The 22,096-nt window shown below is 64.1% G+C and carries 22 protein-coding genes; 6 read left to right on the top strand and 16 right to left on the bottom strand.

Annotated elements, in window-relative coordinates:
* The first annotated feature begins 175 nt into the window (after window positions 1–175).
* From ABMD26_RS01300 to ABMD26_RS01290, 3 genes are all read left to right on the top strand, one after another.
* Window positions 176–802 carry a response regulator transcription factor gene (locus ABMD26_RS01300; protein ID WP_134722231.1) on the top strand — a complete coding sequence of 209 codons (627 nt, stop codon included), beginning with the start codon at window positions 176–178 and terminating at the stop codon, window positions 800–802.
* 11 nt (window positions 803–813) lie between these two features.
* A complete protein-coding gene (locus ABMD26_RS01295; RefSeq protein WP_354307073.1) occupies window positions 814–4,440 on the top strand; it encodes a transporter substrate-binding domain-containing protein in 3,627 nt (1,208 codons plus the stop codon).
* A 104-nt stretch (window positions 4,441–4,544) separates the two neighbouring features.
* A complete protein-coding gene (locus tag ABMD26_RS01290) occupies window positions 4,545–5,753 on the top strand; it encodes an EAL domain-containing response regulator (protein WP_167649297.1) in 1,209 nt (402 codons plus the stop codon).
* A 744-nt stretch (window positions 5,754–6,497) separates the two neighbouring features.
* Here the strand turns inward: ABMD26_RS01290 and modC are convergent.
* From modC to tusD, 11 genes are all read right to left on the bottom strand, one after another.
* On the bottom strand, window positions 6,498–7,577 hold the full coding sequence (gene modC, locus ABMD26_RS01285; RefSeq protein WP_354307070.1) for a molybdenum ABC transporter ATP-binding protein: 1,080 nt from the start codon (window positions 7,575–7,577) through the stop codon (window positions 6,498–6,500).
* Between the two features lies 1 nt (window position 7,578).
* Window positions 7,579–8,262: a molybdate ABC transporter permease subunit gene (gene modB / locus ABMD26_RS01280; protein ID WP_354307068.1), complete on the bottom strand. Its 684-nt coding sequence runs from the start codon at window positions 8,260–8,262 to the stop codon at window positions 7,579–7,581.
* A complete protein-coding gene (gene modA, locus ABMD26_RS01275) occupies window positions 8,262–9,011 on the bottom strand; it encodes a molybdate ABC transporter substrate-binding protein (RefSeq protein WP_354307066.1) in 750 nt (249 codons plus the stop codon). The genes modB and modA overlap by 1 nt, the downstream gene beginning before the upstream one ends.
* A 103-nt stretch (window positions 9,012–9,114) precedes the next feature.
* Window positions 9,115–9,957, bottom strand: coding sequence for a bifunctional DNA-binding transcriptional regulator/O6-methylguanine-DNA methyltransferase Ada (ada, locus tag ABMD26_RS01270; protein WP_354307064.1), 843 nt, complete (start codon window positions 9,955–9,957; stop codon window positions 9,115–9,117).
* Between the two features lie 73 nt (window positions 9,958–10,030).
* Window positions 10,031–10,681 carry a DNA oxidative demethylase AlkB gene (gene alkB / locus ABMD26_RS01265; RefSeq protein WP_354307062.1) on the bottom strand — a complete coding sequence of 217 codons (651 nt, stop codon included), beginning with the start codon at window positions 10,679–10,681 and terminating at the stop codon, window positions 10,031–10,033.
* Window positions 10,682–10,686: 5 nt separating this feature from the next.
* Window positions 10,687–11,694 (bottom strand): glutathione S-transferase family protein, encoded by a 1,008-nt coding sequence (locus ABMD26_RS01260; protein WP_354307060.1) that lies wholly within the window; start codon window positions 11,692–11,694, stop codon window positions 10,687–10,689.
* A gap of 106 nt (window positions 11,695–11,800) precedes the next feature.
* Entirely contained in the window at window positions 11,801–12,817 is a 1,017-nt protein-coding gene (locus ABMD26_RS01255; RefSeq protein ID WP_122742114.1) for a glycosyl transferase family protein, read from the bottom strand.
* Window positions 12,814–13,149 carry a TusE/DsrC/DsvC family sulfur relay protein gene (locus ABMD26_RS01250; RefSeq protein WP_354307058.1) on the bottom strand — a complete coding sequence of 112 codons (336 nt, stop codon included), beginning with the start codon at window positions 13,147–13,149 and terminating at the stop codon, window positions 12,814–12,816. Before ABMD26_RS01250 ends, ABMD26_RS01255 begins: the two co-directional genes overlap by 4 nt.
* Complete coding sequence (tusB, locus tag ABMD26_RS01245; protein ID WP_354307056.1) at window positions 13,146–13,439, bottom strand: sulfurtransferase complex subunit TusB; 294 nt, start codon at window positions 13,437–13,439, stop codon at window positions 13,146–13,148. Before tusB ends, ABMD26_RS01250 begins: the two co-directional genes overlap by 4 nt.
* Complete coding sequence (gene tusC / locus ABMD26_RS01240) at window positions 13,439–13,798, bottom strand: sulfurtransferase complex subunit TusC (RefSeq protein WP_134722241.1); 360 nt, start codon at window positions 13,796–13,798, stop codon at window positions 13,439–13,441. The genes tusB and tusC overlap by 1 nt, the downstream gene beginning before the upstream one ends.
* A gap of 1 nt (window position 13,799) precedes the next feature.
* Window positions 13,800–14,192, bottom strand: a complete 393-nt coding sequence (gene tusD / locus ABMD26_RS01235; RefSeq protein WP_192068608.1) for a sulfurtransferase complex subunit TusD — start codon at window positions 14,190–14,192, stop codon at window positions 13,800–13,802.
* An 802-nt stretch (window positions 14,193–14,994) separates the two neighbouring features.
* On the opposite strand from tusD, the gene ABMD26_RS01230 reads away from it, so the two are divergent.
* Complete coding sequence (locus ABMD26_RS01230; RefSeq protein WP_134722243.1) at window positions 14,995–15,279, top strand: hypothetical protein; 285 nt, start codon at window positions 14,995–14,997, stop codon at window positions 15,277–15,279.
* A gap of 6 nt (window positions 15,280–15,285) precedes the next feature.
* Here the strand turns inward: ABMD26_RS01230 and ABMD26_RS01225 are convergent, their stop codons facing one another.
* Complete coding sequence (locus ABMD26_RS01225; protein ID WP_354307053.1) at window positions 15,286–16,827, bottom strand: sensor domain-containing diguanylate cyclase; 1,542 nt, start codon at window positions 16,825–16,827, stop codon at window positions 15,286–15,288.
* Window positions 16,828–17,035: 208 nt separating this feature from the next.
* Between ABMD26_RS01225 and ABMD26_RS01220 the strand changes: the two genes are divergently transcribed.
* The gene (locus ABMD26_RS01220; RefSeq protein WP_354307051.1) at window positions 17,036–17,995 is read left to right on the top strand and encodes a 2-hydroxyacid dehydrogenase; all 960 of its coding nucleotides are present in this window, start codon (window positions 17,036–17,038) and stop codon (window positions 17,993–17,995) included.
* 103 nt (window positions 17,996–18,098) lie between these two features.
* Here ABMD26_RS01220 and ABMD26_RS01215 read toward each other — a convergent pair whose 3' ends face one another.
* On the bottom strand, window positions 18,099–18,359 hold the full coding sequence (locus ABMD26_RS01215) for an Ogr/Delta-like zinc finger protein (protein WP_049859757.1): 261 nt from the start codon (window positions 18,357–18,359) through the stop codon (window positions 18,099–18,101).
* A 301-nt stretch (window positions 18,360–18,660) separates the two neighbouring features.
* On the opposite strand from ABMD26_RS01215, the gene ABMD26_RS01210 reads away from it, so the two are divergent.
* Entirely contained in the window at window positions 18,661–19,041 is a 381-nt protein-coding gene (locus tag ABMD26_RS01210) for a helix-turn-helix domain-containing protein (protein ID WP_354307049.1), read from the top strand.
* Between the two features lies 1 nt (window position 19,042).
* Here ABMD26_RS01210 and ABMD26_RS01205 read toward each other — a convergent pair whose 3' ends face one another.
* The 3 genes from ABMD26_RS01205 to ABMD26_RS01195 all read right to left on the bottom strand — a co-directional run bounded on the left by ABMD26_RS01205 (window position 19,043) and on the right by ABMD26_RS01195 (window position 22,025).
* Window positions 19,043–19,393: a hypothetical protein gene (locus ABMD26_RS01205; protein ID WP_192068605.1), complete on the bottom strand. Its 351-nt coding sequence runs from the start codon at window positions 19,391–19,393 to the stop codon at window positions 19,043–19,045.
* Between the two features lie 238 nt (window positions 19,394–19,631).
* On the bottom strand, window positions 19,632–21,083 hold the full coding sequence (locus ABMD26_RS01200; protein ID WP_354307046.1) for a SulP family inorganic anion transporter: 1,452 nt from the start codon (window positions 21,081–21,083) through the stop codon (window positions 19,632–19,634).
* Window positions 21,084–21,188: 105 nt separating this feature from the next.
* The gene (locus tag ABMD26_RS01195; RefSeq protein ID WP_354307044.1) at window positions 21,189–22,025 is read right to left on the bottom strand and encodes an aldo/keto reductase; all 837 of its coding nucleotides are present in this window, start codon (window positions 22,023–22,025) and stop codon (window positions 21,189–21,191) included.
* Window positions 22,026–22,096 lie beyond the last annotated feature (71 nt).

Genomic DNA, 22,096 nt, shown 5'->3' with positions numbered 1-22,096 from the left:
AGGCGACCGACGCCAACCGCAAATTTGCGGAACACTCCTACAGCAGGTGGTCTTGTCCTGCGCTTGACCGCCGTCCCCTGATCCAGAACCGACAGAGGCGCTGCGAAACGCTGCAAAGGAAGCACGCACCGGGCATGCAAGCGCCGTCCGGCGCCCGCGCAATCAGGAGAAACACATGCGTACAGCACTGATAATCGACGATCATCCGTTCATCCGGTCCAGCGTCAAACTGTTGCTCAAGCAGGAAAGGTTCAGCGTGGTCGCAGAGGCCAAAGACGGCGTCGATGGCGTCCTCATGGCCAAGACTCACCAGCCCGACCTGATCGTGCTCGACATCTCCCTGCCCGGACTCGACGGCATGGATGTCATCGCCAGGATCAAGGAACTGGGGACCAGCAGCCGGATCGTCATCCTCACCTCCCAGCCCGCCGAACATTTTTCCCTGCGCTGCATGAAGCTGGGCGCCATGGGTTATGTGTCCAAGTGCGACGACCTCAACGAGCTGCGCAAGGCGGTAACGGCCATCGGGACCGGATTCACCTATTTTCCGGTGGTCGCCTTCAGCTCGGTGCGCAACAGCGATGCGCTGGTCAGCGAGACGGACAGCATCGCCCGCCTGACCAACCGCGAACTGACCATCCTGCAGCACCTGGCCCGCGGCTTGAGCAACAAGGCCATTGGCGAATTGATGCTGCTGAGCAACAAGACCGTGAGCACCTACAAGTTTCGCCTGATGGACAAACTGCAGATGGGCTCGCTGGTCGAGCTGGCCGAGCTCGCCAAACGTAATTTTCTGGTTTGACGGGTGGCCTGATGAGCCTTCTGGCGGGAATCGGTCACGGCACGCGTTGGGTACTCGTGTGGCTGGCCAGTACGGCCCTGGTCCACGCCGAGATGCTGCCGCTGCATGGCCGGTCGCAGCCAGAGATCGCCTGGTTCGACCGCTTGCAGGTCCAGTTGGCCGATCGCGACCGCCAGTGGCTGCGCGCCCGGCGCGTCTTGCGGGTGGGCGTCAGCCGCCCCGATTACGCGCCGTTCGACCTGTCCGCCAACGGCGCCACCTACGAAGGCATCAGCGCCGACTATCTGGACCTGCTGGCACAGCTGCTCGAATTGAAGGTGGAAGTGCAGGCCTATCCGTCCCGTGAGCTGGCGCTGGCTGCGCTGAAGGCGGGCGAGGTCCAGGTGCTGGGCACCTCCAGCCGGCGCGAAGTGTTGCGTCATGGGCTGCTGCTCTCGAACCCCTATATCGGCGATCGGCCAGTGCTGGCCACGCGCCGGGAGTGGGCGCTGGATGCCGATCCTGCCTCGCCGGTGCGCGTGGCCCTGGTGAGGGACCATGTCTCGCCCAGCGAGGTGCGCGAACGCTTCCCGACCGCTCAGCTGCAGTTCCATCCCACCCCCCTGAACGCCATGGCGGCCGTGGCGTATCAGCAGGCTGACCTGTACGTCGGCGGGGCCCTGGCGATGGTCTACCAGGCCGATGGCAGCCAGTTGCCTGCGTTGCGGCTGCAATCGGCCGAGGGCATCGAAGGGCATGCCTTCGGCTTTGCCGTCGGCCCGCAGGATGCGCGCCTGTTGCGGGTTTTGGACAAGGCCCTGGCGGCCATACCCGACGACGCGCGGGCAACCATCCTGCGCCGCTGGAGCGTCGAGCGCCCGGACGTGGCGGAGCCGGCGGCATTGACCTTGAACGCCGCACAGCGGCAATGGCTGGCCGGACGTCGCGAACTGCGGGTGCTGATGGATCCGCGTTTCGTGCCGGTCAGCTACCGCGACGATCAGGGCCGCTTCGCCGGGGTGGCGGCTGACGTGCTGCAACAGATTGCCCGGCGCACCGGGCTGGCCATCGAGGTGATCGAGGGCACTTCGCTGACACGTATGAGCGAAATGATCGAACGCGGCGAGGCCGATCTGATCGCGGCCATGATCCCCAGCGCCGAGCGGCAGACCCGCCTGGCATTCAGCCGAGGTTTCCTGAGCAGCTCGCCGGTACTGGTTACCCGCGAGGGCGCGCGAGGCCTGGTCTCGCTGGAGCAGGCGAGCGGCAAGCGCGTCGTGCTGGTGGAGGGCAGCCGCGTGCATGAATGGCTGCAGGAAAACTACCCCTCGATCACCCGGCTGGACGCGGTCAGTACGGCCGAGGCGTTGGCCATGCTCGACCGCGGCCAGGCTGAAGCGGCGGTGCTGCCCCTGATCGCCGCGCGCTACATGATCGCGCGACAGTATCGCAACCGGCTGCGCATCAGTGTGGCGCTGCCACTGGCGCCGGTCCATTTCGCCTTCGCCGTATCGCCTCGGGCTCAAGTGCTGCAGTCGATCCTCGACAGCGCCCTGCAGGACATCCCACCGCCGCACATGAGCGAACTGACCCGTCACTGGCGCACTGAAATGATCGTCACCGACGGTCTGTGGCAACGCTACCGCTGGGCGATCATGCAAGGGTTTGCCGCAGCCTTGCTGCTGTTGTTGCTGGCACTGGGCTGGGTCAGCTACCTCAAGCGCCTGATCCGCCAGCGCGTGGATGCCGAGCGTGCCCTGACCACGCAACTGGAGTTCATGCGGGTGATGATCGACGGCACGCCCCATCCGATCTACATCCGCGATCGCCAGGCGCGCCTGATCAACTGCAACACCAGCTACCTGCAGGCCCTGGGCGTAACGCGCGAGGACATCCTGAACAAGCCGCTGACCGGCTATGGCCTGCTCGAAGAGGCGCACGCACAGGTTGCCCAGGACGTGTACATGCAGGTGATGGACCGCGGCGAACCGGTGGTGGAGGACCGCACGCTCACCCTGCAATCAGGCGATGTGCTGATCATTCATCATTGGATGCTGCCCTACCGCGGTGTCGACGGTCGTATTCAAGGCTTGATTGCCGGGTGGGTCGACATCACCGAACGCCAGCGCCTGTGCGAGGCCTACCGCGACGCCCAGGCCCAGGCCGAAGCGGCCAACCAGGCCAAGACGACCTTCCTGGCGACCATGAGCCATGAGATACGCACGCCGATGAACGCGGTGCTGGGCATGCTCGAACTGGCCCTGAAGAAAGCCGAGCAGGGCATGCTCGACAAACCGGCCCTGGAGGTCGCCTCGCAGTCGGCCAACGGTCTGCTGGCGCTGATCGGCGATATCCTCGACGTCACCCGCATCGAGGCCGGTCGGCTGGAATTGCTGCCTGCGCCTTGTCAGTTGGGGCAACTGGCGAATGAAACCGTCGGCCTGTTCCAGGCCCAGGCGCGAGAGAAATACCTGCGGCTCAAGCTCGACATGCTGGGCGCGCCCGACACCTGGCTCAGTGTCGATCCGGTGCGTTTCAAGCAGATCATCGCCAACCTGCTCAGCAATGCCATCAAGTTCACCCGCGAAGGTCAGGTCACCGTGGTCCTCTGCGTGTGGCCGCAGGCCCGCGGTGCACGGGTGGAGTTGAGCGTGGAAGACACCGGGCAGGGCATCGCGCAGACCGATCTGGCGCGCCTGGGCGCCCCCTATCGACAGGCTGCCGGTGGCCGCGGCAGCCGCGTCGGCGCCGGTCTGGGCCTGAGCATCTGCCGTAGCCTGGCTGCGCTGATGCAGGGCAGGCTGGAGCTGCACAGCGTGCTGGGCTGTGGCACCCGGGTGCAGGTGCAGTTCAACGCGGTTCCCGGCGCGGCAGCGCCCCGGCAGACCGCACGCGAGACATCGCGCAGTCGCTTGCCGGCGTTGCAGGTGCTGGTGGTCGACGACTATCCGGCCAACCGGGTGCTGCTGGAGCGCCAACTGACGTTTCTCGGCCATCGAGTGACCGTGGCCGAACATGGCGCCGCCGGGCTGCGCGCCTGGCTGCGCGGTGCCTACGATGTGGTGATCAGCGATTGCAACATGCCGGGTATCAACGGCTATCAGTTGGTCAAGGCGGTGCGCGAGCACGAGCGTCGCAAGCACCTGGAGCCATGCCTGTTCCTGGGGTGCACGGCGAACGCGCAGATCCGCGAGCGCCTGCGTTGCCTGCAGCAAGGCATGGACGACTGCCTGTTCAAGCCATTGAGCCTGGAAAGCCTGGCACTGCATCTGGATCCGCACCGCGCCCGTCGTCAGGCCGAAACCCAGGAGCACGAAGTCGACCTGGGCAGTCTCGATCAACTGACCGGCGGCGATGCGATCTCCCTGCAGCGTCTGCTCGACGATCTGGCCGACAGCAACCTGCAGGATCTCAAACGCCTGCAGTCGCTGACGCAACCTTATGCGATCGGCGAAGTGGCGGAGCTGGTGCACCGGATCAAGGGCGGCGCCCGCATCGTTCGCGCCAGACGCCTGCTGGCGGCATGCGAAGCACTGGAACAGGCCTGCACGGCGAGTCCTTCCGGCGAGCGCATGCGCCGTGGGGTCGACGACCTGGCGAGCGCCATGGTCAGTCTCGACGAATACCTGATACGGCACGAAAGGTCCGGCAAGGCGTAGGAATTTTCCGGGGTGTATTGGGAAATTGCCTGCATCCCGCCTCTGGCACGGAGTTGAACATAGGCATCAAGAACCTGGGGCATGAAGAAACAGAGGAAGTGAGCGTGTCAGACATCAAGCCAACGGTGTTACTTGTCGAAAGCCACGGGTTTCAGCGGGCGATCGCCGTGCAGATGCTCAGCCAGCTGGGCTGCTCATCCGTCTATCAGGCGCAGACTAGCGAGCAGGCGGTGCAATTGCTGCGCGAACACCAGCCCATCGATGTGCTGGTGTGCAATGTCGATGTGTTGGGCGTCGGGGCATTGAGGATCATTCAGGAGGCCGTCACCCGCAAGCGTGTGCGCGCGGTGCTGATTGGCGGCGGACTCGACCCGGAGGTGCGCACCGGGCTGTACCAATGGGTGTCCATGTTGGGCGCCGAGTACCTCGTGGATGCTGGCAGTCCGTTGGACTTCGCCCGGCTGCAGCGCTTCTTTGCGGCGTTGAACAGGCCCAGGGAGGCGGTCATGGCGATACCGTCGACGGTGCGCATCGGGCGTGCCGAGGTGCAGGCGGGGATCGCCGATGGTCAGTTCGACATCTGCTTCCTGCCGCGCTGCACGGTTGCCGATGGGCGTATCCGCAGCGTCGATGCACAGTTGAGCTGGCGGCACCCGCGGCACGGGCCGCTGGCCATGGCGCAGTTCTGTCCGGCGGTGGAGCGGGCCGGGCTGGGCAACGCGTTGTTGCTGTACATGGCCGAGCAGGCGGTCGAGGTCCAGCAACAGCTCGCCGATGCCGGGCTGCAGGTGGGCCTGAGCCTGGGCATGCGGCTCGAACAGCTGGGCCATCCACCGCTGATGAACGAGTTGCTTGGTATCGTGCGCGCACACCTTACGGGCAAGCACCGTGTGGCGCTGGAGCTCAGCCATGTCGGCCTGGCGCGGCCCAAGGCGCAATACCTGGAAACCCTGCTGCGGGTTCGGCTGATGGGCTGCGATCTGGGCATGCAGGGGTTCGGCTTCGGCGGGGCGTCGCTGCAGCGCTTGTGTCAGTGGCCGATCAATCAACTGCGCCTGGCGTCGCCTTTTCTGCTCGAAGCGCCCCACCAGTCGCGACACCTGGCGGTGGTGCAGCACATGTCGGTGGCCGCGCGTACCCTGGGTATCGAACTGACCGTGACCGGGGTGCAGAGCGCGGTACACCACCTGTTGCTGTACGACCTCGGCTGCCTGCGCGGCCAGGGCGACTACTTCGCCGCACCGCTGACTGCCGCCGAACTGCAGCAGCGACTCAAGCAACCCAAGATGCTGCAACCCATACGCCGTGAGTAGCCCCGCCCGCACGCATCACGCGCCTCGCCGGCCCTGTAGCAGCGGCGCGAGCCGCGTCCGGGTTTATCGGGTTCTTTCAGGCATACCGCATCCACCGCCGACGCGGCTTGCGCCGCTGCTACAGGGAAGACGCGGTCTCTGTAGCAGCGGCGCGAGCCGCGTCCGGGTTTATTGCATTCCTTCAGGCATACCGCATCCACCGCCGACGCGGCTTGCGCCGCTGCTACAGGGGATCGCGAGCCGCGTCCGGGTTTGTGGTGTTCCTTCAGGCATACCGCGTTCACCGCCGACGCGGCTTGCGCCGCTGCTACAGGGGGACGCGAGCCGCGTCCGGGTTTGTGGTGTTCCTTCAGGCATACCGCGTTCACCGCCGACGCGGCTTGCGCCGCTGCTACAGGGGACGCGAGCCGCGTCCGGGTTTGTGGTGTTCCTTCAGGCATACCGCGTTCACCGCCGACGCGGCTTGCGCCGCTGCTACAGGGGACGCGAGCCGCGTCTGGGTTTATCGGGTTCCTTCAGGCATATCGCGTTCACCGCCGACGCGGCTTGCGCCGCTGCTACAGGGGACGCGAGCCGCGTCCGGGTTTATTGCGTTCCTTCAGGCATACCGCGTCCACCGCCGACGCGGCTTGCGCCGCTGCTACAGGGGGCGCGGTCTCTGTAGCAGCGGCGCGAGCCGCGTCGGGGGGCGCTGCGGAGTGTCAGATCCACCCCGTGCGGCAATGACGCGGTTTGATGCGATCTTCAGGCCAACACCGCTACGGCCTTTATCTGCGCCCAGGCCTGCAAACCTGCCACAACACCCAACTGGTCCGCGGAAAAGCGGGTGATCCGCGCCAGTATCAAGGTCTCGCCCGCGCGCAGGCTGAGTTGCACGTGCGCCGGATTGTGCGCAGCCGACACCTGCTCGACGGTGACGGCAAAGCGATTGAGAATGCTGCTGGCGTCGTCCTGGCTCAGGCTGAGGCTGACGTCGCGGGCCTGGATCTTGATCCGCACCGTTTCGCCAGCGGTCCGGAGCTCATGAGCGACACGCAGGGGTTCGATAGCGCCGGGCAATTGCAGTGACAACAACTGGTAGGTGGGATCGTAGCTCTGCACCCTGGCCTGGACCACCACCCCGGCATCGGCTTCCAATGCCATGGGCAGGTCGAGGCGCGCCAGGGTCGAGCCCAGTGGCCCGCTGGCCAGCACCCGGCCCTGTTCCAGCACCACCAGGTGGTCGGCCAGCCGTGCGACTTCGTCCTGTGCATGGCTGACATACACCACTGGAATCTCCAGCTCGTCGTGCAGCCGTTCCAGGTAGGGCAGGATTTCACCCTTGCGTCGGCTGTCCAGCGCGGCCAAGGGTTCGTCCATCAGCAACAACCTGGGGCTGGTCAACAGCGCCCGAGCGATACCCACACGTTGCCGTTCGCCACCGGACAGGTGCGCCGGCTGACGTTCCAGCAGGTGGTCGATGCCCAGCAGGCTGCATGCCTGATCGAGCCCGACCTTGCGATGCTCGGGACGGATCCGGCGCCACCCGTATTCCAGATTGCGCCGCACCGAAAGATGCTCGAACAAACTGGCTTCCTGAAAGACATACCCCAGCGCCCGCTTGTGCGGTGCCACGAAAATCCCCCGCGCGCTGTCCTGCCAGACCTCACCGTTGACTTCTATATAGGCGTTCGCAGCCCGCGACAAACCGGCCAGGCAGCGCAGGCAGGTGGTCTTGCCGGAACCGGAGTCACCGAACAGCGCGCTGACCCCGCGCCCCGGCAGTTGCAGGTCGACGTTCAGCGAGAACGCGCCATAGGTCATGTCGATACGGGCATGGATCATCTCATCGACTCCAGGCCGAGTGCGGCTGGCGACTGCGGTGCAACAGCAGCAGCACCACGAAGGAAAACACCAGCATGGCGCCGGCCAGCCAGTGGGCCTGGGCATATTCCATGGCTTCGACATGATCGAAGATCTGCACCGAGACCACGCGGGTCTTGTCCGGGATGTTGCCGCCAATCATCAGCACCACGCCGAATTCACCCACTGTGTGGGCGAAGCCCAGGATGCTGGCGGTAACGAAACCAGGCTTGGCCTGCGGCAGCACGACGCTGAAAAAACAGTCCCAGGGACTGGCGCGCAGCGTCGCCGCGACCTCCAGCGGCCGCTCGCCGATGGCACTGAATGCGTTCTGCAACGGCTGAACCACGAACGGCATGGAGTAGATCACCGAACCGATCACCAGCCCGGTGAAACTGAATACCACCGTGCCCAGACCAAGCGCCTGCGTGACCTGACCAATGAAGCCATGGGGGCCGAGCGCCAACAGCAGATAGAAACCGATGACCGTCGGCGGCAATACCAGGGGCAGGGCGACCACCGCGCCGACCGGACCGCGCCAGCGCGAGGAGGTCCGGGCCAGCCACCAGGCGATCGGCGTGCCGATCAGCAGCAGGATCACCGTGGTCAATGCCGCCAGCTTGATCGTCAGCCAGATGGCGCCCAGGTCGCTGGCATCCAGAGGCATCAGATCTGGTAGCCGTAGGATTTGATGATCGCGGCGGCGGCCGGGCCTTTGAGGTACTGCATCAGCGCCTTGGCGGCTGCACTGTCGCGGCCTTTGTTGAGGATCACCGCGTCCTGCTTGATGGGGTCATGCAACTGAGCCGGAACGATCCAGGCCGATCCACTGGACACCTTGCCATCCTTGTAGATCTGCGACAGCGCCACGAAACCCAGCTCGGCGTTGCCGGTGGACACGAACTGGAACGCCTGAGTGATGTTCTGCCCCTCGACAAGCTTGGCTTGAGTGGCTTCGGTCAGGCCCAACTTGGCCAGCACTTGGGTTGCCGCCAGACCATAGGGTGCTGCCTTGGGATTGGCAATCGACAAGTGCTGGTACTCGTTTTTCTTGAGAACGGCACCGTCGGCGTCGACGTAGCCGGGCTTGGCCGACCACAGCGCCAGGGTGCCGGTGGCGTAGGTGAAACGCGAACCGGGCACGGTTTCCTGTTCGCTTTCCAGCTTGGCCGGGGTGGTGTCGTCGGCGGCGAGGAACACTTCGAACGGCGCGCCATTCTTGATCTGCGTATAGAACTGACCGGTCGACCCATAGGCCGCCACCAGCTTGTGCCCGGTGTCGGTTTCGAAAGCCTTGGCGATGGCCTGGATCGGCGCAGTGAAATTGGCGGCGACGGCGACTTGAACTTCGTCGGCGTGGGCGACGTTGAACGCCAGAGCGGTGCCGAGGGCGAGCAGGGTGGTGGTGAACTTCATGGGGGCATGACTCTGCTGGAAAAGATACCGTCGTATAGCAAAATATATAGCGCAAGGCCAGCCCGATCCGCAGGGTCCTGAACACGATGCTGGGTCGTCAGCCTCAGACGTTGTCCGGCTGCCGCTCGCGAGCGAGCAGTTCGCGCTTGCGCTCGACCCCCCAACGGTAACCCGAAAGTCCGCCATCGGTACGTACCACGCGATGGCAAGGCACCGCTACGGCCAGGGCGTTGGCGGCGCAGGCCCCGGCCACGGCGCGCACCGCATTGGGCGCGCCGATGCTCGCCGCGATTTCGGCGTAACTGGCCGTGGTCCCCGGCTCGATCCTGGCCAGCGCCTGCCATACCCGTTGCTGGAACGCGGTGCCGCGGATGTCCAGGGGCAACTCCAGCCCCGTGCTCGGCGCCTCGATGAAGCCCAGCACCTTGGCCACGATCGCCTCGAAGTCCGCGTCGGCGCCGACCAGTGTGGCTTTGGGAAAGCGTCGCTGCAGATCGTCGAGCAGGGCTTGCGGCTCGTCTCCCAGCAGGATCGCGCACACCCCGCGTTCGCTGCAGGCCACCAGCACCGCGCCGAGGCTGCATTGGGCAAGCGCGAAGTGGATCGAAGCATTGCTGCCACCCTCGCGAAAGGCCGCCGGGGTCATGCCGAGCATGCCATTGGCCGCTTCGTAGAAACGCCCGGATGAATTGAAGCCGCTGGCGTACAGGGTTTCGGTGACGGATTTGCCCTGAAGGAGCTGTTCGCGGACCTTCTCTGCTCGCCGGGCGGTGGCATAGCTGCGTGGCGTGAGGCCGGTCACCGCCTTGAACACCCGATGAAAATGCCAGGGACTCAAGCCAGCCTGCGCGGCAAGCTCGCCCAGTTCGGGCACGCCGTCGCTGACCTCGATATGGCGGCAGGCGGCGGCGACCAATTGGTTGTGAGGGGCAGAAGGGCTGGGCATGGCGCGATTCCATCGATCGTCGAGGCAGGCATGGTAGCGCCTGTTACCGGGGCTAACACTCCGTTGCTTGCGCTCAACCCGCCTTGCGCAGGGTGAAGTTGATGCGCTGCGGACCCATCACCGGGTGCACCCCCTCCTTGAGCGGCAACACGCCATGGAAGCGCAGGCGATCGACTCCACCCCAGACCATCACGTCGCCGTGCAGCAGGGGCACCCGCAACGGGCGATCGCTGCGCTGCAGGCCGCCGAGCTGGAACATCGCCGCAAGCCCTAAGGAAACCGAAACGATCGGCGCACCGTAGTCGCGTTCGTCGCGGTCCTGATGCAGCGACATCTTGGCGCCGGGCACATAGCGGTTGAGCAGGCAGGCATCGGGGCTGAAATCATCGAAACCGGCCGCCGCCGCTGCTTCCCGCGCCAGGGTGTGCAACACGTCGGGCAGCGCTGGCCATGGTCGGCCGGTAAGGGGATCGTCGCTGACATAGCAATAGCCTCTTGCATCCGTGCTCCAGCCGAACTGACCGCAATTGCTCAAGGCTACCGACATGGTGTGCCCGCCGGGCGTTTCCATGCGCCGAAAGGGGGCCGCCCTGAGTACCTCGCGCAGGGCCGGGAGGATCTCCTCAAGCCAGGGCAGGGCAAAGCCGCGCAGGACGAAGGTCTGCTCGCCCAAGGCCTCGCGGCGAGTGGGTTGCTGTGGCTCGTCGAACAACGAGGACTGCATCGCTTTCAACCTTCGGCGCGCTGCCAGATGCCCCGGCCTTGCAGGCGCTGACGATCATGAGCCGCAGTGAAATCTTGCAGCGGTCCCTTGGGCACGATGCCCGTCGGATTGATTGTCGGATGGCTAGTGTAGTAATGGCCCTTGATGTGTTCGAAGTCGACCGTCTGGGCAATGCCGGGCCATTGGTACAGCTCGCGCAACCAGTTGGACAGGTTCGGGTAGTCGACGATGCGCCGCAGGTTGCACTTGAAATGCCCGTGGTACACCGCGTCGAAGCGGATCAGGCTGGTGAACAGCCGCCAATCGGCCTCGGTCAGGTACTCGCCGGTCAGGTAGCGTTGGGTGTCGAGGGTCGTTTCGAGACCGTCGAGCTCGGCGAACACGTCATCGAAGGCGCTGGCATAGGCCTGCTGCGAGGTGGCAAAGCCTGCACGGTAGACCCCATTGTTGACGTTGGGGTACACCGCTTCGTTGATGCGGTCGATGGTCGATCGCAGGGGCGCTGGATAGAGGTCCAGGCGGTTGCCGGTGAGGGCATCGAACGCACTGTTGAACATGCGAATGATCTCGGCCGACTCGTTGCTGACGATGCGATTCTGTTGCTTGTCCCACAGTACCGGCACCGTCACCCGGCCGGTGTACTGCGGATCGTCCCGGGTGTAGCGCTCATGCAGATGCTGCAGCGGCCCCAGGTGATCACCACTGGAACCGGTGTCGCTGTCGAAGGTCCAGCCATGCTCGCCCATGTGCCAGCTCACCACCGATACGTCGATCAGCGTTTCCAGGGCCTTGAGCTTGCGCACGATCAAGGTCCGGTGGGCCCACGGGCACGCCAGCGAGACGTACAGATGGTAGCGGCCGGCTTCGGCCTTGAAGCCGCCTTCACCATCAGGCCCCGGCGCGCCGTCGGCCGTGACCCAATGGCGGCGCTGCGAGATTTCACGCTCGAAGGCGCCGTCCTTGCTGCTTTCGTACCACTGGTCATGCCAGCGCCCTTCGATCAGCAACCCCATGTTCGTCTCCCCGATGCGTGTCCCCGAACTGTATCACGGTGCCCTGTAGCAGCGGCGCAAGCCGCGTCGGCGGCACACGCGGTCGATCTGGCATCGCGCCGATTGGCTACGACGATTTCGCACACCCTGCAAGATCCCGCGCCGCCCACAGGGCGCGGGCTTCTTCGAAGGCCTCTTCGCGGGAACTGCCCAATCCGCGCAGGGCCAGGGCCATGGTGGAGATCAGCGCCAGTTCGCCGTAACTGTCCTGACGCTCGCCCTGCCAGAACTCGACCAGATGATGGCTTTCCAGGCTGGGCGGCTTGACGTGGCGCTGGGCGGCGAGGGCGGGCCATTCCTCGTCCCAGGGCAGGTGGTCGCGGGTGCCATAGAGGTGGCTGGCGCTGTCCGGGTTGATCTCGATCTCGCCACCGTCGCCCTTGACCACGATCGCGGTGTCACCGAGCAAACCGCTGGCATCGCGGTGCACCGCTTGGTAGCCGGGGTGGAAGATGCTCTGCAGGCCACACCGCGCACTCAACGGATTGAGAATCCGCGCCAGCGAATGAATGGGCGAACGCAGGCCCAAGCTGTTGCGCAGGTCGATCATGCGCTGCAGGGGCGCGGCCCAGTCCACCAGTGGCGCGAACGCCAGACCCTGTTGGTCCAGCGCCTGGCCTACCGCGTCCCAGCCCCGGCACAAGGGAATGTTCAAGGTGCCGAGCAACTGCTCGCTGTACAGTCGCCCGGCCGTGTGGGCGCCGCCGCCGTGCATGAAAATGCGCCGCCCGCTGCCACCCAGGCACTTGGCGGCGAGCAGGTACCAAGGCAGATGGCGCTTCTTGCCGGCGTAGGTTGGCCAGTCCAGATCGACGGCCAGGGCGGGCGCCTGCAAGCGCTCGCGCAGGGCAAGGGTGAATCCGGCCAGTTCCTCGGCGCTTTCTTCCTTGTGCCGCAGCAGCATCAGGAAGGCGCCCAGCTGCGCGTCCTCCACCCGACCGTCGAGCAGCATGCCCATGGCTTCGCGGGCCTCTTCACCGGTGAGATTGCGCGCGCCGCGCTTGCCTTTGCCGAGCGCCCGCACGAACTGGGCGAACGGATGCTCTTCGGGGGTTTCCAGGGTCAGTGCAGGGTAGTCGGTCATATGCAATTGGTCGGTTTGGGCAGGCCCGCCAGCTTCGCAGCGAGTTTGGCAGGAGTGCCGTTGAACAGGCGATTGAGGTGCAGGCTGTTGCCTTTTTCAGCGCCCAGTTGCTGCGCGACGTACTTGATCAGTGGTCGTGTAGCGGGCGAAAGCTGGTACTGCGCGTAGAAACTGCGCAGCAGGTCGATGATCTGCCAATGATCGGGGGTCAGCTCCAGGCCTTCGGCGCTGGCGAGGGCGGACGCAACGTCCGGGTTCCAGTCGTCGAGCGACTGCAGGTAGCCATCCTGATCCAGCGCAATGTTCCGATTGACGACGGTAAGCGTATTCATAGCCAGCTAATGACCTTGTCATAGGCCAGGGTCAGTTCGACGAATCCGGGGTAGTCGAGCAATTCCACGGCGGGGTTGCCTGGCAGCGCCCGTGCTCGCGCGTCTTCGGCCAGGGCGAACACCGCGACCCCGACGCCGGATAGCGATGCCCAGGGCTCGCTGCCTGGTGTGAGGGCGTAGACCGCATCGCCAGTGAGCAGGATGGCGTCGTCGTGGCCCAGCAGGCGCAGGCAGCTGGGCAGGCGCTGGTCGCTGAACGGCGAATGCGACAGTACGTGAAGGGTACTCATTACAGGGTCACCACCAGGTCGAAGCGCGGCAGCAGCTCGCGCAGTTGTTCATCCGTTTGCGTCTGCGCGGCGATGGCCAGCGCTGCATCGGACAGGCCGCGGCGGGCCAGGCTGGCGGCACAGACGAACAGCTCGTCGACTCCGAACAACGGCAACGCCTGCAGGTTGGCGGCCAGGTTCTTCTGTTGCACGGCGCCGGGTGCCTGGGCGTCCGTCAGTTGATAGACACCGTCGTCGAGAAACAGCATCGAAACCGGCAGGTCGTAGGCGCCTCCGGCCAGGGCGATGTCCAGGGCCTCGCGAGCGGCAGGGCCAGCCCATGGCGCCTGGCGGCTGATGATCAACATGGATTTGGCCATCTCAATGACCTCCGAAGCTGACGAGCCGGTCTGCTTGCTGGGCGGCTTCGTGCAACTGCCCCAGCCCTGACAGTTGCCAAGGTTCGGTCAGGTTGGCGGCCGGGCGTTGGTAGCGGCGGGCCTCTTCTTCATTCAGGACGCCGCGGCGCAGGGCGGCGGCGATGCAGACCACCGCATCGACCTGGTGCTCGACGATGAAGGCGCGCCATTGCGCGGCCGTGTCGAATTCGTCTTGCGGGGTCACGACATTGCCGGACGCCGCGTGCACGCCGTCCTGATAGAAAAACACCCGCAGCAGTTGATGGCCTTGGGCCAAGACCGCCTGGGCGAACAGCAGCGCCCGCCGCGAGGCCGGCGAATGGGCGGGCGAGTAGACAGCGATGGCAAACTTCATGGGCGGCTCTGATGTGGAACTGTGGCCATGATAAAGGCTGCCTCTGCAAAAAGCCTAGCGACAAGCGCCGCGCGGAGAATCCGCAAATACACGCAGCCCCCGGACGCGGCTCGCGCCGCTGCTACAGGGGTACGCGGTCGGTGTAGCAGCGGCGCAAGCCGCGTCGGCGGCGTATGCGGTGTGCCTGGATGAACGCGGTGAGCCCGGAACAGCGGTGCGCGGTCGGTGTAGCAGCGGCGCAAGCCGCGTCGGCGGCGTATGCGGTGTGCCTGGATGAACGCGGTGAGCCCGGAACAGAGGTACGCGGTCGGTGTAGCAGCGGCGCAAGCCGCGTCGGCGGTGTATGCGGTGTGCCTGGATGAGCGCGGTGAGCCCGGACGCGGCTCGCGCCGCTGCTACAGGGGTACGCGGTCGTTGTAGCAGCGGCGCGAGCCGCGTCGGCAGTGTGTGCGGTGTGTCTGTATGGACGCGGTGAGGCCGGACGCGGCTTGCGCCGCTGCTACAGGGGGACACGGTCGATGGTCGGCGGTCGCAAGCCGCGTCAGCGGTGTGACAGCGTGCCGCAGCCCTGCCGCGCAGCGCTCTGGCTCGCAGGATTGCGCGCGTTTGCTGTCGAAGTTGTCATACCTCTTCGCGTCGGTGCGGTTTACAGCGCCCGTCAAGCTGCCTAAAATTCGTCCAAAGTGTTGGGATCTATTGGGTCCACGGCACATTACCTATAAAAAAAGCCCGTCAAAGACGGGCTTTTTGCGTTTCTGATGCGCACTCATCGCCATCCGCCACCCACCGAGGCCTTTTTTCCATGCTCCGCCTGTTGCTGCTGTTGCTGTCCTATTGCTACAAACGCGTCACCACCAGCCTTGCGTCCATGCGTGATCAACGCATCGACAACGGCTACTCCACCTTCGAAGAAGTCGACGAAGGCGGACGCTGGTCCTGGCTGACGCTGCTGACCATCGCCGTGTTGAGCTTCTATATCCTCGGCAGCCTCGGCTTCTACGCCAAGGTACACATCTGGGACGCGCTGTCCGAAGACCAGAAGAGCATGGTCATCGAGTCGATGGCCGCCAACCAGCAGATGCTCTGATTTCGATCAGCGTTGCACCACCAACGGCTGCAGCGGATAGACACGATTACGGCCCGAGGTCTTGGCCCGGTACAGCGCCTGGTCCGCGGCTTCGACCAGGTTCTGGGCACGCGCGTCCGGGTCGTTGTTGCGCCACACGTGCACGCCCGCGCTGATGGTCACGATGCCCAGATCGCTGCCAGCATGGGCAATGGCCAGTGCGCGCACCGCCAGCAGCACCTTCTCGGCAACCTGCCAGGCCCCGGTTTCATCGCTTTCGGGCAGCAGCACCAGAATCTCCTCGCCGCCATAGCGCACCACCAGGTCGCCTGACCGGCCCACGCAGCCCAGCACCGCCTGGCCTACCGCCTTGATGCATTCGTCACCTGCGGGATGGCCGTACAGGTCGTTGAAGCGCTTGAAGTGATCGATGTCGAGCATGATCACCCCCAGCGGGCGAGCGTTGCGTCGAGCCCGGCCAATCTCGTCAGGCAGTGCCGCATCCAGTTGCCGGCGGTTGGCCAGGCCGGTCAAACCGTCCTGCATCGCCAGCTTCTGCAGCGCGGCGTGGGCATTGCGTAGTTCCGCCTCGGTACGCAGACCATGGCGGATCTGCCGGATCAAGGTCATCGCGCAGAGCGCCAGGGCCACGCCAACCACCAGCACGAATACAGCCGAGCGCAGCAGGTTCTCGTACCAGCTGGCCAACAGCGCAGCCTTGGATTCAGCGGTTTCCAGCACCAGCGGATAATTGCGCAAGGCATGGTAGCTGTACATGCGCTCCACATCGTCCACCAGCGAACGCTGCAGCAATGTGCCGTGATCGGCCTGAGGCAACATCTCGCTGAAGATCTTGCCCTTGGCCAGGCTGCTGCCGATGACGTTTTCGTCGAACGGTCGGCGCAGCAGCAGGGTGCCGTCCCTGAGCAGCAGGGCGATGACCCCATGAGCGTCCAGGTCGAAGCCGGCGTAGAACTGATTGAAATAGTCCACTTTCAACGTCGCCAGCACCACACCGGCGAACCTGCCATCGGCGCCGGTCAAGCGCCGGGACACGGGAATCACCAGGGCGTTGGTGGAACGGCTGCGAATCACCGGGCCCACATGCACGCCGGGGTCGGGACTGGCCTGGTGGTAACGGAAGTAGTCGCGATCGGCATTGTTCAGCCCCGGCGGATCGACGGCGTTGGAACTGGCGATCCATCGCCCCTCGCTGTCGTAGATGAACAGCCCCTGCAACTGCGCCAGCGAGCGCGTCCACCCCTGCATCAGGTTGCGCAGCCGCTGCACCTGAGGCGGAGCGGTGCCGTCGACCTGAATCCGCTCGATGAGCCCCAGCAGTACGGTGTCCGATTGCTTGATGGTGTCTTCGGCATGCTGCGCCAGTGAGCGAGCCAGGTTCGAGGTGGTGATCTCGCTGACCCGCAAGGCCTGTGCTCGCGCAGTCAGGGTCTGCCAGACGTCAAGGACGATGAGCGAGACCACCACCAGCGCCACGAACAGGATAGCCATGCGCTGGGCCGAACTGTCGGACTTCAAGGCAATTCGATACTGCGCGTCATCTGCCATCAGCGGCTTCTTTATAGGCGTGTAGGTGCAGTCTAGTGGGTTACGCTCAGCACACAACCGTTGACTGCGCCGCACCCCTGCGCGGTGGCTGCGGTTGTCATTACATCAGGGCAGGTTGTACGATGACTTCGGTCATCATTGCTGCGTGGCGTCGTTGCGCCGCGTGGCGGTACGATAACAATACCAACGATGCAAACAGGAGGATTTCATGACACAGCCATCGACCCGCGACGTTCCCGTCTTGATCATCGGGGCACTGCTGCCCAGCCTGCAGGAGGCGGTGGAAACCCACTTCGATGCGACCCGTTTCTGGGAACTGCCGGATCAGAACGCCTGGCTTGCCCAGCACGGCGACCGAATCAGAGCCATCGTCACTTCGGGTGCCTTGGGCGCCAGCAGCGAAGTGATCGGCAAGCTGCCCAACCTCGAAGCCATCTTCAGCTTCGGCGTGGGCTACGATTCGATCGCCGTGGATGCCGCACGCGACCGCGGCATCGTCGTGACCAACACGCCGGCCGTGCTGGACGACTGCGTGGCCGATACTGCCATGGCGTTGACCCTGGATGTCATGCGTCGCTACAGCGAGGCGGATCGTTTCGTGCGGGCAGGCCAATGGACCCAGGGCAAGTTTCCGCTGGCCAGCAAGATCGGTGGCAAGAAGATCGGCATCGTCGGCCTGGGCAACATCGGCGAGTCAATCGCCAAACGCGCAGCCGCCTTCGACATGGAAGTGCTTTACCACAACCGCAAGCCCAAGGCCGGCGTCAGTTACCACTACTACGCCGATCTGGACGCGATGATCGGCGATTGCGACGTATTGGTTCTGGCGGTGCCCGGGGGCAAGTCGACGGAGGGGCTGATCGATGCCAAACGTATCGGCCTGTTGGGCAGCAAGGGCTTTCTGGTCAACATCGCCCGAGGCAGCGTTGTCGATCAGCCGGCCTTGATCCAGGCGCTGCAGGAAAAACGTATCGCCGGTGCCGGTCTGGATGTCTACGAGGACGAGCCCAACGTGCCGCAGGTGCTGATCGACTTGCCCAACGTCGTACTGCTGCCACACCTGGCCAGCGGTACCCACGAGACGCGCCAGGCCATGGGTGATCTGGTGTGGAGCAACATTCAGGGCTATTTCCACGACGAGCGCAAGGTACTGACGCCTGTGGGTTGACCTCGGCGAACCCTGCGGCAGGCATGCAATGTGACCTGCCGCGATCCCCGCCGGCATGCGTCGAGCGCCTGATCGCGCTGCTCGACGCGAGCCGGTTTGCAGGTCAGGCAGCGCCCGCCGTTTCACTGGGCTTGCTCGCCGCACGGCGCAGCGCGATGGGCGCGCTGGGCAGGTGAATATCCGGATTCGCCACGCCGCTGGGCGACAACTCATGGGTCATCTCGAATTCCGCCCGCACCGACCAACCACAGATTTCGTTCGTGCATTGCAGGTAAGCCACGCGCAGGAACACATGCGTACCTTCGCTGGTGCGGATGCGCATCCTGTTCTTGCAGTGTGGGCATACCATCTTGTAAGTGCTCATTTTTCAAACCTTATGATCCGCGCGTGCTCTTGAAGCCGAGACGTGCGAGTCAACTACAAAATTTAAGTAAGTCTTCCCTGAATGAATTGCTGATGCTGCCTGCGTCTTGCCATTGCACAATGAGCGGATAAAAGGCTTTAAGTCCAAGTCACCGCGTCACGTAGGAAATTTCGTTATGATGGATGTAAGCTGTAGGACTGCATCTTGAATATCCTTGATTTGAGAACTAGGGTTAATATTTATATGCAATTCGAATAAATTAATATACTCAAATTGAGTGGGTCAAGCGGAACTTATCAACGTGTGTACCTCTGAAGCAACCCAAGTGCTGGACCGGCTCAAGCACTTAATGGCAGCCCCCAGCGATGCAGCACTGGCCAAGGCATTGGGCATCAGCCCGCAAACACTGGGGAGTTGGCGCGCACGCGCCAGTATTCCCTATGCCTTGTGCATGGATCTTGCGCGCACCGATGGCATTTCCCTGGACTGGTTGCTGTTGGGCCGCGGTGCCATGGTCCCGGAACCGCAAGCCCTGATGGCCGATGATGCGCTCGTCGCCATTCTGGCCACACTGCAGGGACTCGATGCTCAGGACCAAGAGCACGTTCACAGGGTGGCTCTGGATCGAAAGTTGTTGCGTCAACTTCAACGAGAAGTTGCCAGCCTGCGTAATTGCAGCTGATTCAAGGGCCTCTGAAGCGACGCAGGATCTGTTCGATGTCCAGTCGCCGGACCCAGGTTCTCAACTTCAGGCTCAGGGGAATCACCAGCAATGCGCAACCAAAAGCGGCGATGCCGCAAGTGAGCTGGGGTATGTGGGTCTCTGCCATTGGCGCAAAAAGCAGGCCGACACCGATTGCCATCAGCAGATTGCACAACTTTCGCTTGCCGTTATTGGCTCGCTGCTGGCTGACCACCAGGCATGCGCCGAGTACCGCACCCACCAAGTGATCCAAGGACATCCACAAAGCGGAAGCGTCCAGAGCAAGATCCGATAATGCCGCAGCCCCAGCGGCCAGCGTTTCATGATCCATGATCCGACCGTACGCGCGTCGATCCCTTGGGCCGATGACCCATGGCAATGGAACGCTCCTTATTGTTCAAGCACATGGCACTGCTCCTCAGGTCTCGAGCCGCGACCGGCGGCCTTGCAACCATCCTCTCCCGGCGACTCTCAAGCCTCAAGGGTGCGGCCTTGTAGGAAAGCCGCACAGAGGTACTGTTCGCAAACGCCGGGCTCGAAGCAGGTCCCGCAGCGCAGGAGCCGTGGGCTCAGGCGATAGTGACGGCCGCGTGAGCCCGTTCCAGCAGGCGCTGGTTGCGCGCAGACAGCTGGCGAAGTTGCAGCTGCTTGCCGAACTTGCCGTAGCGCGCTGCCAGGTTTTCCATGGCGGCGATGGCCGAATGATCGACCATGTGCAGGTGACGACAGTCGATATACACCTGGTCCGGGTCGTTCTGCGGATCGAACAGCGCCTGGAAATGCGTGGTCGAGGCGAAGAAGAGGGTGCCATGGGGGGTGTAGACGCGGGCGTCGCCGTTGTCATGGACGTCGCTGCGCATGTCGCGCGAATGCTGCCAGGCGAAGGCCAGCGCGGCGATGAGGATGCCGCACAACACTGCGGTGGCCAGGTCAGTGAAAACGGTGATGATGGTCACCGCCACGATGACCACGGCATCGTTGGCGGGCACTTTGCCCAGCACCCTCACCGAACCCCAGGCGAAGGTCTGCTGGGCAACCACGAACATCACTCCGGCCAGTGCGGCCAGCGGGATGCGCTCGATCAGCGGCGACAGGAACAGGATGAACAGCAGAATCATCACGCCACTGACCACGCCGGACAGGCGCCCGCGCCCGCCGGAGCTGAGGTTGATCACGGTCTGCCCGATCATCGCGCAGCCGCCCATGCCGCCGAACAGGCCGGAGGTGATGTTGGCCACGCCCAGGGCCACGCACTCGCGATTGGGCTGACCCCGGGTCTCGGTGATCTCGTCGGTGAGGTTGAAGGTCAGCAGGGTTTCCAGCAGCCCGACCATGGCCATCAGGGCGGCATAGGGTGCGATGATCTTCAGCGTTGCCAGGTCCAGCGGCACGCTCGGCCACGTGAAGCTGGGCAGGCCGCCGGCGATGGTCGCCATGTCGGCCAGGGTCCGCGTAGGCAGGTGCAGCCACTGCACCAGCAGGCTCACGCCGATGATCGCCACCAGGGCGCCAGGCACCGCTTTGGTCAGGCGCGGCAGCAGGTACACCACGGCCATGGTCAGCAGCACCAGGCCGGCCATCACGCTCAATTCATTCATCGGCAGCCATTGACCCTCGTGGGTCTTGAAGTGTTCGAGCTGCGACAGGGCGATAACGATCGCCAGGCCGTTGACGAACCCCAGCATGACCGGGTGCGGCACCATGCGCACCAGCTTGCCGAGCCGCAGCAGGCCGAAGAGCGCCATGATCAGGCCGCTGAGCACCACTGTGGCCAGCAGGTATTGCACGCCGTGCTGCACCACCAGCGCGACGATGACCACGGCCATCGACCCGGCAGCACCGGAAATCATCGCGGGTCGCCCGCCGAGCAAGGCGGTGAGGGTACAGATGATGAATGCGCCATAAAGGCCCATCAACGGATTGACCTGGGCCACCAGTGCAAAGGCGATGCATTCGGGCACCAGCGCGAAAGAGGAGGTGAGACCTGCAAGAACGTTGCGACGTATATCGGTTAAGGACATGCAATACCTTTCAGCACAAAAACACCCCGCGGCAGGAAGCCGTGGGGTGTGTCTATCGATTTTTTGGAAGGCGATCAGTTTAACAGCTGTTGCGAAGTGTGTCTGTCATGCGCCCATGTCGAAAGTGTCGGGGTTGGGGCCCAGACGACCGGTTTGCGGGATATGGGCGATGGCTTGCAGGTCCTGATCGTCCAAAGTGAAATCGAACACGTCCAGGTTCTGCGCGATGCGCTCCGGGTTGCTCGAACGTGGGATCACGATGTACTGGCTCTGCGTGTGCCAGCGCAGGATAACCTGAGCCGGGGTCTTGCCATGCTTCTCGGCGATCTGCGAAAGCACCGGCTGCGAGAGCAGGGCGCCGCCTTGGCCCAGAGGACTCCACGATTCGGTGACGATGTTCAGGCCCTTGCAGAACTTGACCAGGTCGACCTGAGAGAAATCCGGGTGCAGCTCGATCTGGTTCACCGACGGTGTGACGCCGGTGTCGTCGATGATGTGCTGCAGGTGGTCGGGATGGAAGTTGGACACGCCGATGGAGCGCACCCGGCCTTCTTCCTGCAGACGCACGAAGGCCTTCCAGGTTTCGCGATAGGCGTTCTTCTTGGGCAGCGCCCAGTGGATCAGGTAGAGGTCGAGCTGCTCCAGGCCCAGTTTGGCCATGCTCGCGTCGAATGCGCGCAGGGTACTGTCGTAGCCCTGGTCGGTGTTCCACAGCTTGGTGGTGATGAAGATCTCGTTGCGCGCCAGTTCGCTTTCGGCCACGGCGCGGCCCACGCCGGCTTCGTTGCCGTAGATCATGGCGGTGTCGATGTGGCGGTAGCCCGCTTTCAGGGCGGCGACACTGGAGGCATAGGCCTGGTCGTCGTCGAGCTGCCAGACGCCCAGACCCAGTTGTGGGATCTGGATACCGTCGTTGAGGGTGATCAATGGCGCATGTGGCATGGGGTAGCTCCTGGTAGCGGTGAGTCAATGGGATGTCGACCCGCCGCTACCGGGCATAGTTCATGTCAACG

Source organism: Pseudomonas sp. PvP001 (genome assembly GCF_040546375.1).
Classification (GTDB): domain Bacteria; phylum Pseudomonadota; class Gammaproteobacteria; order Pseudomonadales; family Pseudomonadaceae; genus Aquipseudomonas; species Aquipseudomonas coleopterorum.
This window is presented reverse-complemented; position numbering and strand designations above follow the sequence as displayed.

Excerpts from the sequence above, each read along its gene's own strand:
- ABMD26_RS01200 (WP_354307046.1), bottom strand. The coding sequence starts at position 21,083 with ATGTCCTTAACCGATATACGTCGCAACGTTCTTGCAGGTCTCACCTCC.
- modA (WP_354307066.1), bottom strand. The coding sequence starts at position 9,011 with ATGAAGTTCACCACCACCCTGCTCGCCCTCGGCACCGCTCTGGCGTTC.
- ABMD26_RS01195 (WP_354307044.1), bottom strand. The coding sequence starts at position 22,025 with ATGCCACATGCGCCATTGATCACCCTCAACGACGGTATCCAGATCCCA.
- ABMD26_RS01250 (WP_354307058.1), bottom strand. The coding sequence starts at position 13,149 with ATGAATACGCTTACCGTCGTCAATCGGAACATTGCGCTGGATCAGGAT.
- ABMD26_RS01225 (WP_354307053.1), bottom strand. The coding sequence starts at position 16,827 with ATGGCAGATGACGCGCAGTATCGAATTGCCTTGAAGTCCGACAGTTCG.
- ABMD26_RS01295 (WP_354307073.1), top strand. The coding sequence starts at position 814 with ATGAGCCTTCTGGCGGGAATCGGTCACGGCACGCGTTGGGTACTCGTG.
- ABMD26_RS01300 (WP_134722231.1), top strand. The coding sequence starts at position 176 with ATGCGTACAGCACTGATAATCGACGATCATCCGTTCATCCGGTCCAGC.
- ABMD26_RS01260 (WP_354307060.1), bottom strand. The coding sequence starts at position 11,694 with ATGGGGTTGCTGATCGAAGGGCGCTGGCATGACCAGTGGTACGAAAGC.
- ABMD26_RS01255 (WP_122742114.1), bottom strand. The coding sequence starts at position 12,817 with ATGACCGACTACCCTGCACTGACCCTGGAAACCCCCGAAGAGCATCCG.
- ABMD26_RS01220 (WP_354307051.1), top strand. The coding sequence starts at position 17,036 with ATGACACAGCCATCGACCCGCGACGTTCCCGTCTTGATCATCGGGGCA.
- ada (WP_354307064.1), bottom strand. The coding sequence starts at position 9,957 with ATGCCCAGCCCTTCTGCCCCTCACAACCAATTGGTCGCCGCCGCCTGC.
- ABMD26_RS01205 (WP_192068605.1), bottom strand. The coding sequence starts at position 19,393 with ATGGATCATGAAACGCTGGCCGCTGGGGCTGCGGCATTATCGGATCTT.
- modC (WP_354307070.1), bottom strand. The coding sequence starts at position 7,577 with ATGATCCATGCCCGTATCGACATGACCTATGGCGCGTTCTCGCTGAAC.
- alkB (WP_354307062.1), bottom strand. The coding sequence starts at position 10,681 with ATGCAGTCCTCGTTGTTCGACGAGCCACAGCAACCCACTCGCCGCGAG.
- ABMD26_RS01215 (WP_049859757.1), bottom strand. The coding sequence starts at position 18,359 with ATGAGCACTTACAAGATGGTATGCCCACACTGCAAGAACAGGATGCGC.
- ABMD26_RS01230 (WP_134722243.1), top strand. The coding sequence starts at position 14,995 with ATGCTCCGCCTGTTGCTGCTGTTGCTGTCCTATTGCTACAAACGCGTC.
- tusC (WP_134722241.1), bottom strand. The coding sequence starts at position 13,798 with ATGGCCAAATCCATGTTGATCATCAGCCGCCAGGCGCCATGGGCTGGC.
- tusD (WP_192068608.1), bottom strand. The coding sequence starts at position 14,192 with ATGAAGTTTGCCATCGCTGTCTACTCGCCCGCCCATTCGCCGGCCTCG.
- tusB (WP_354307056.1), bottom strand. The coding sequence starts at position 13,439 with ATGAGTACCCTTCACGTACTGTCGCATTCGCCGTTCAGCGACCAGCGC.
- modB (WP_354307068.1), bottom strand. The coding sequence starts at position 8,262 with ATGCCTCTGGATGCCAGCGACCTGGGCGCCATCTGGCTGACGATCAAG.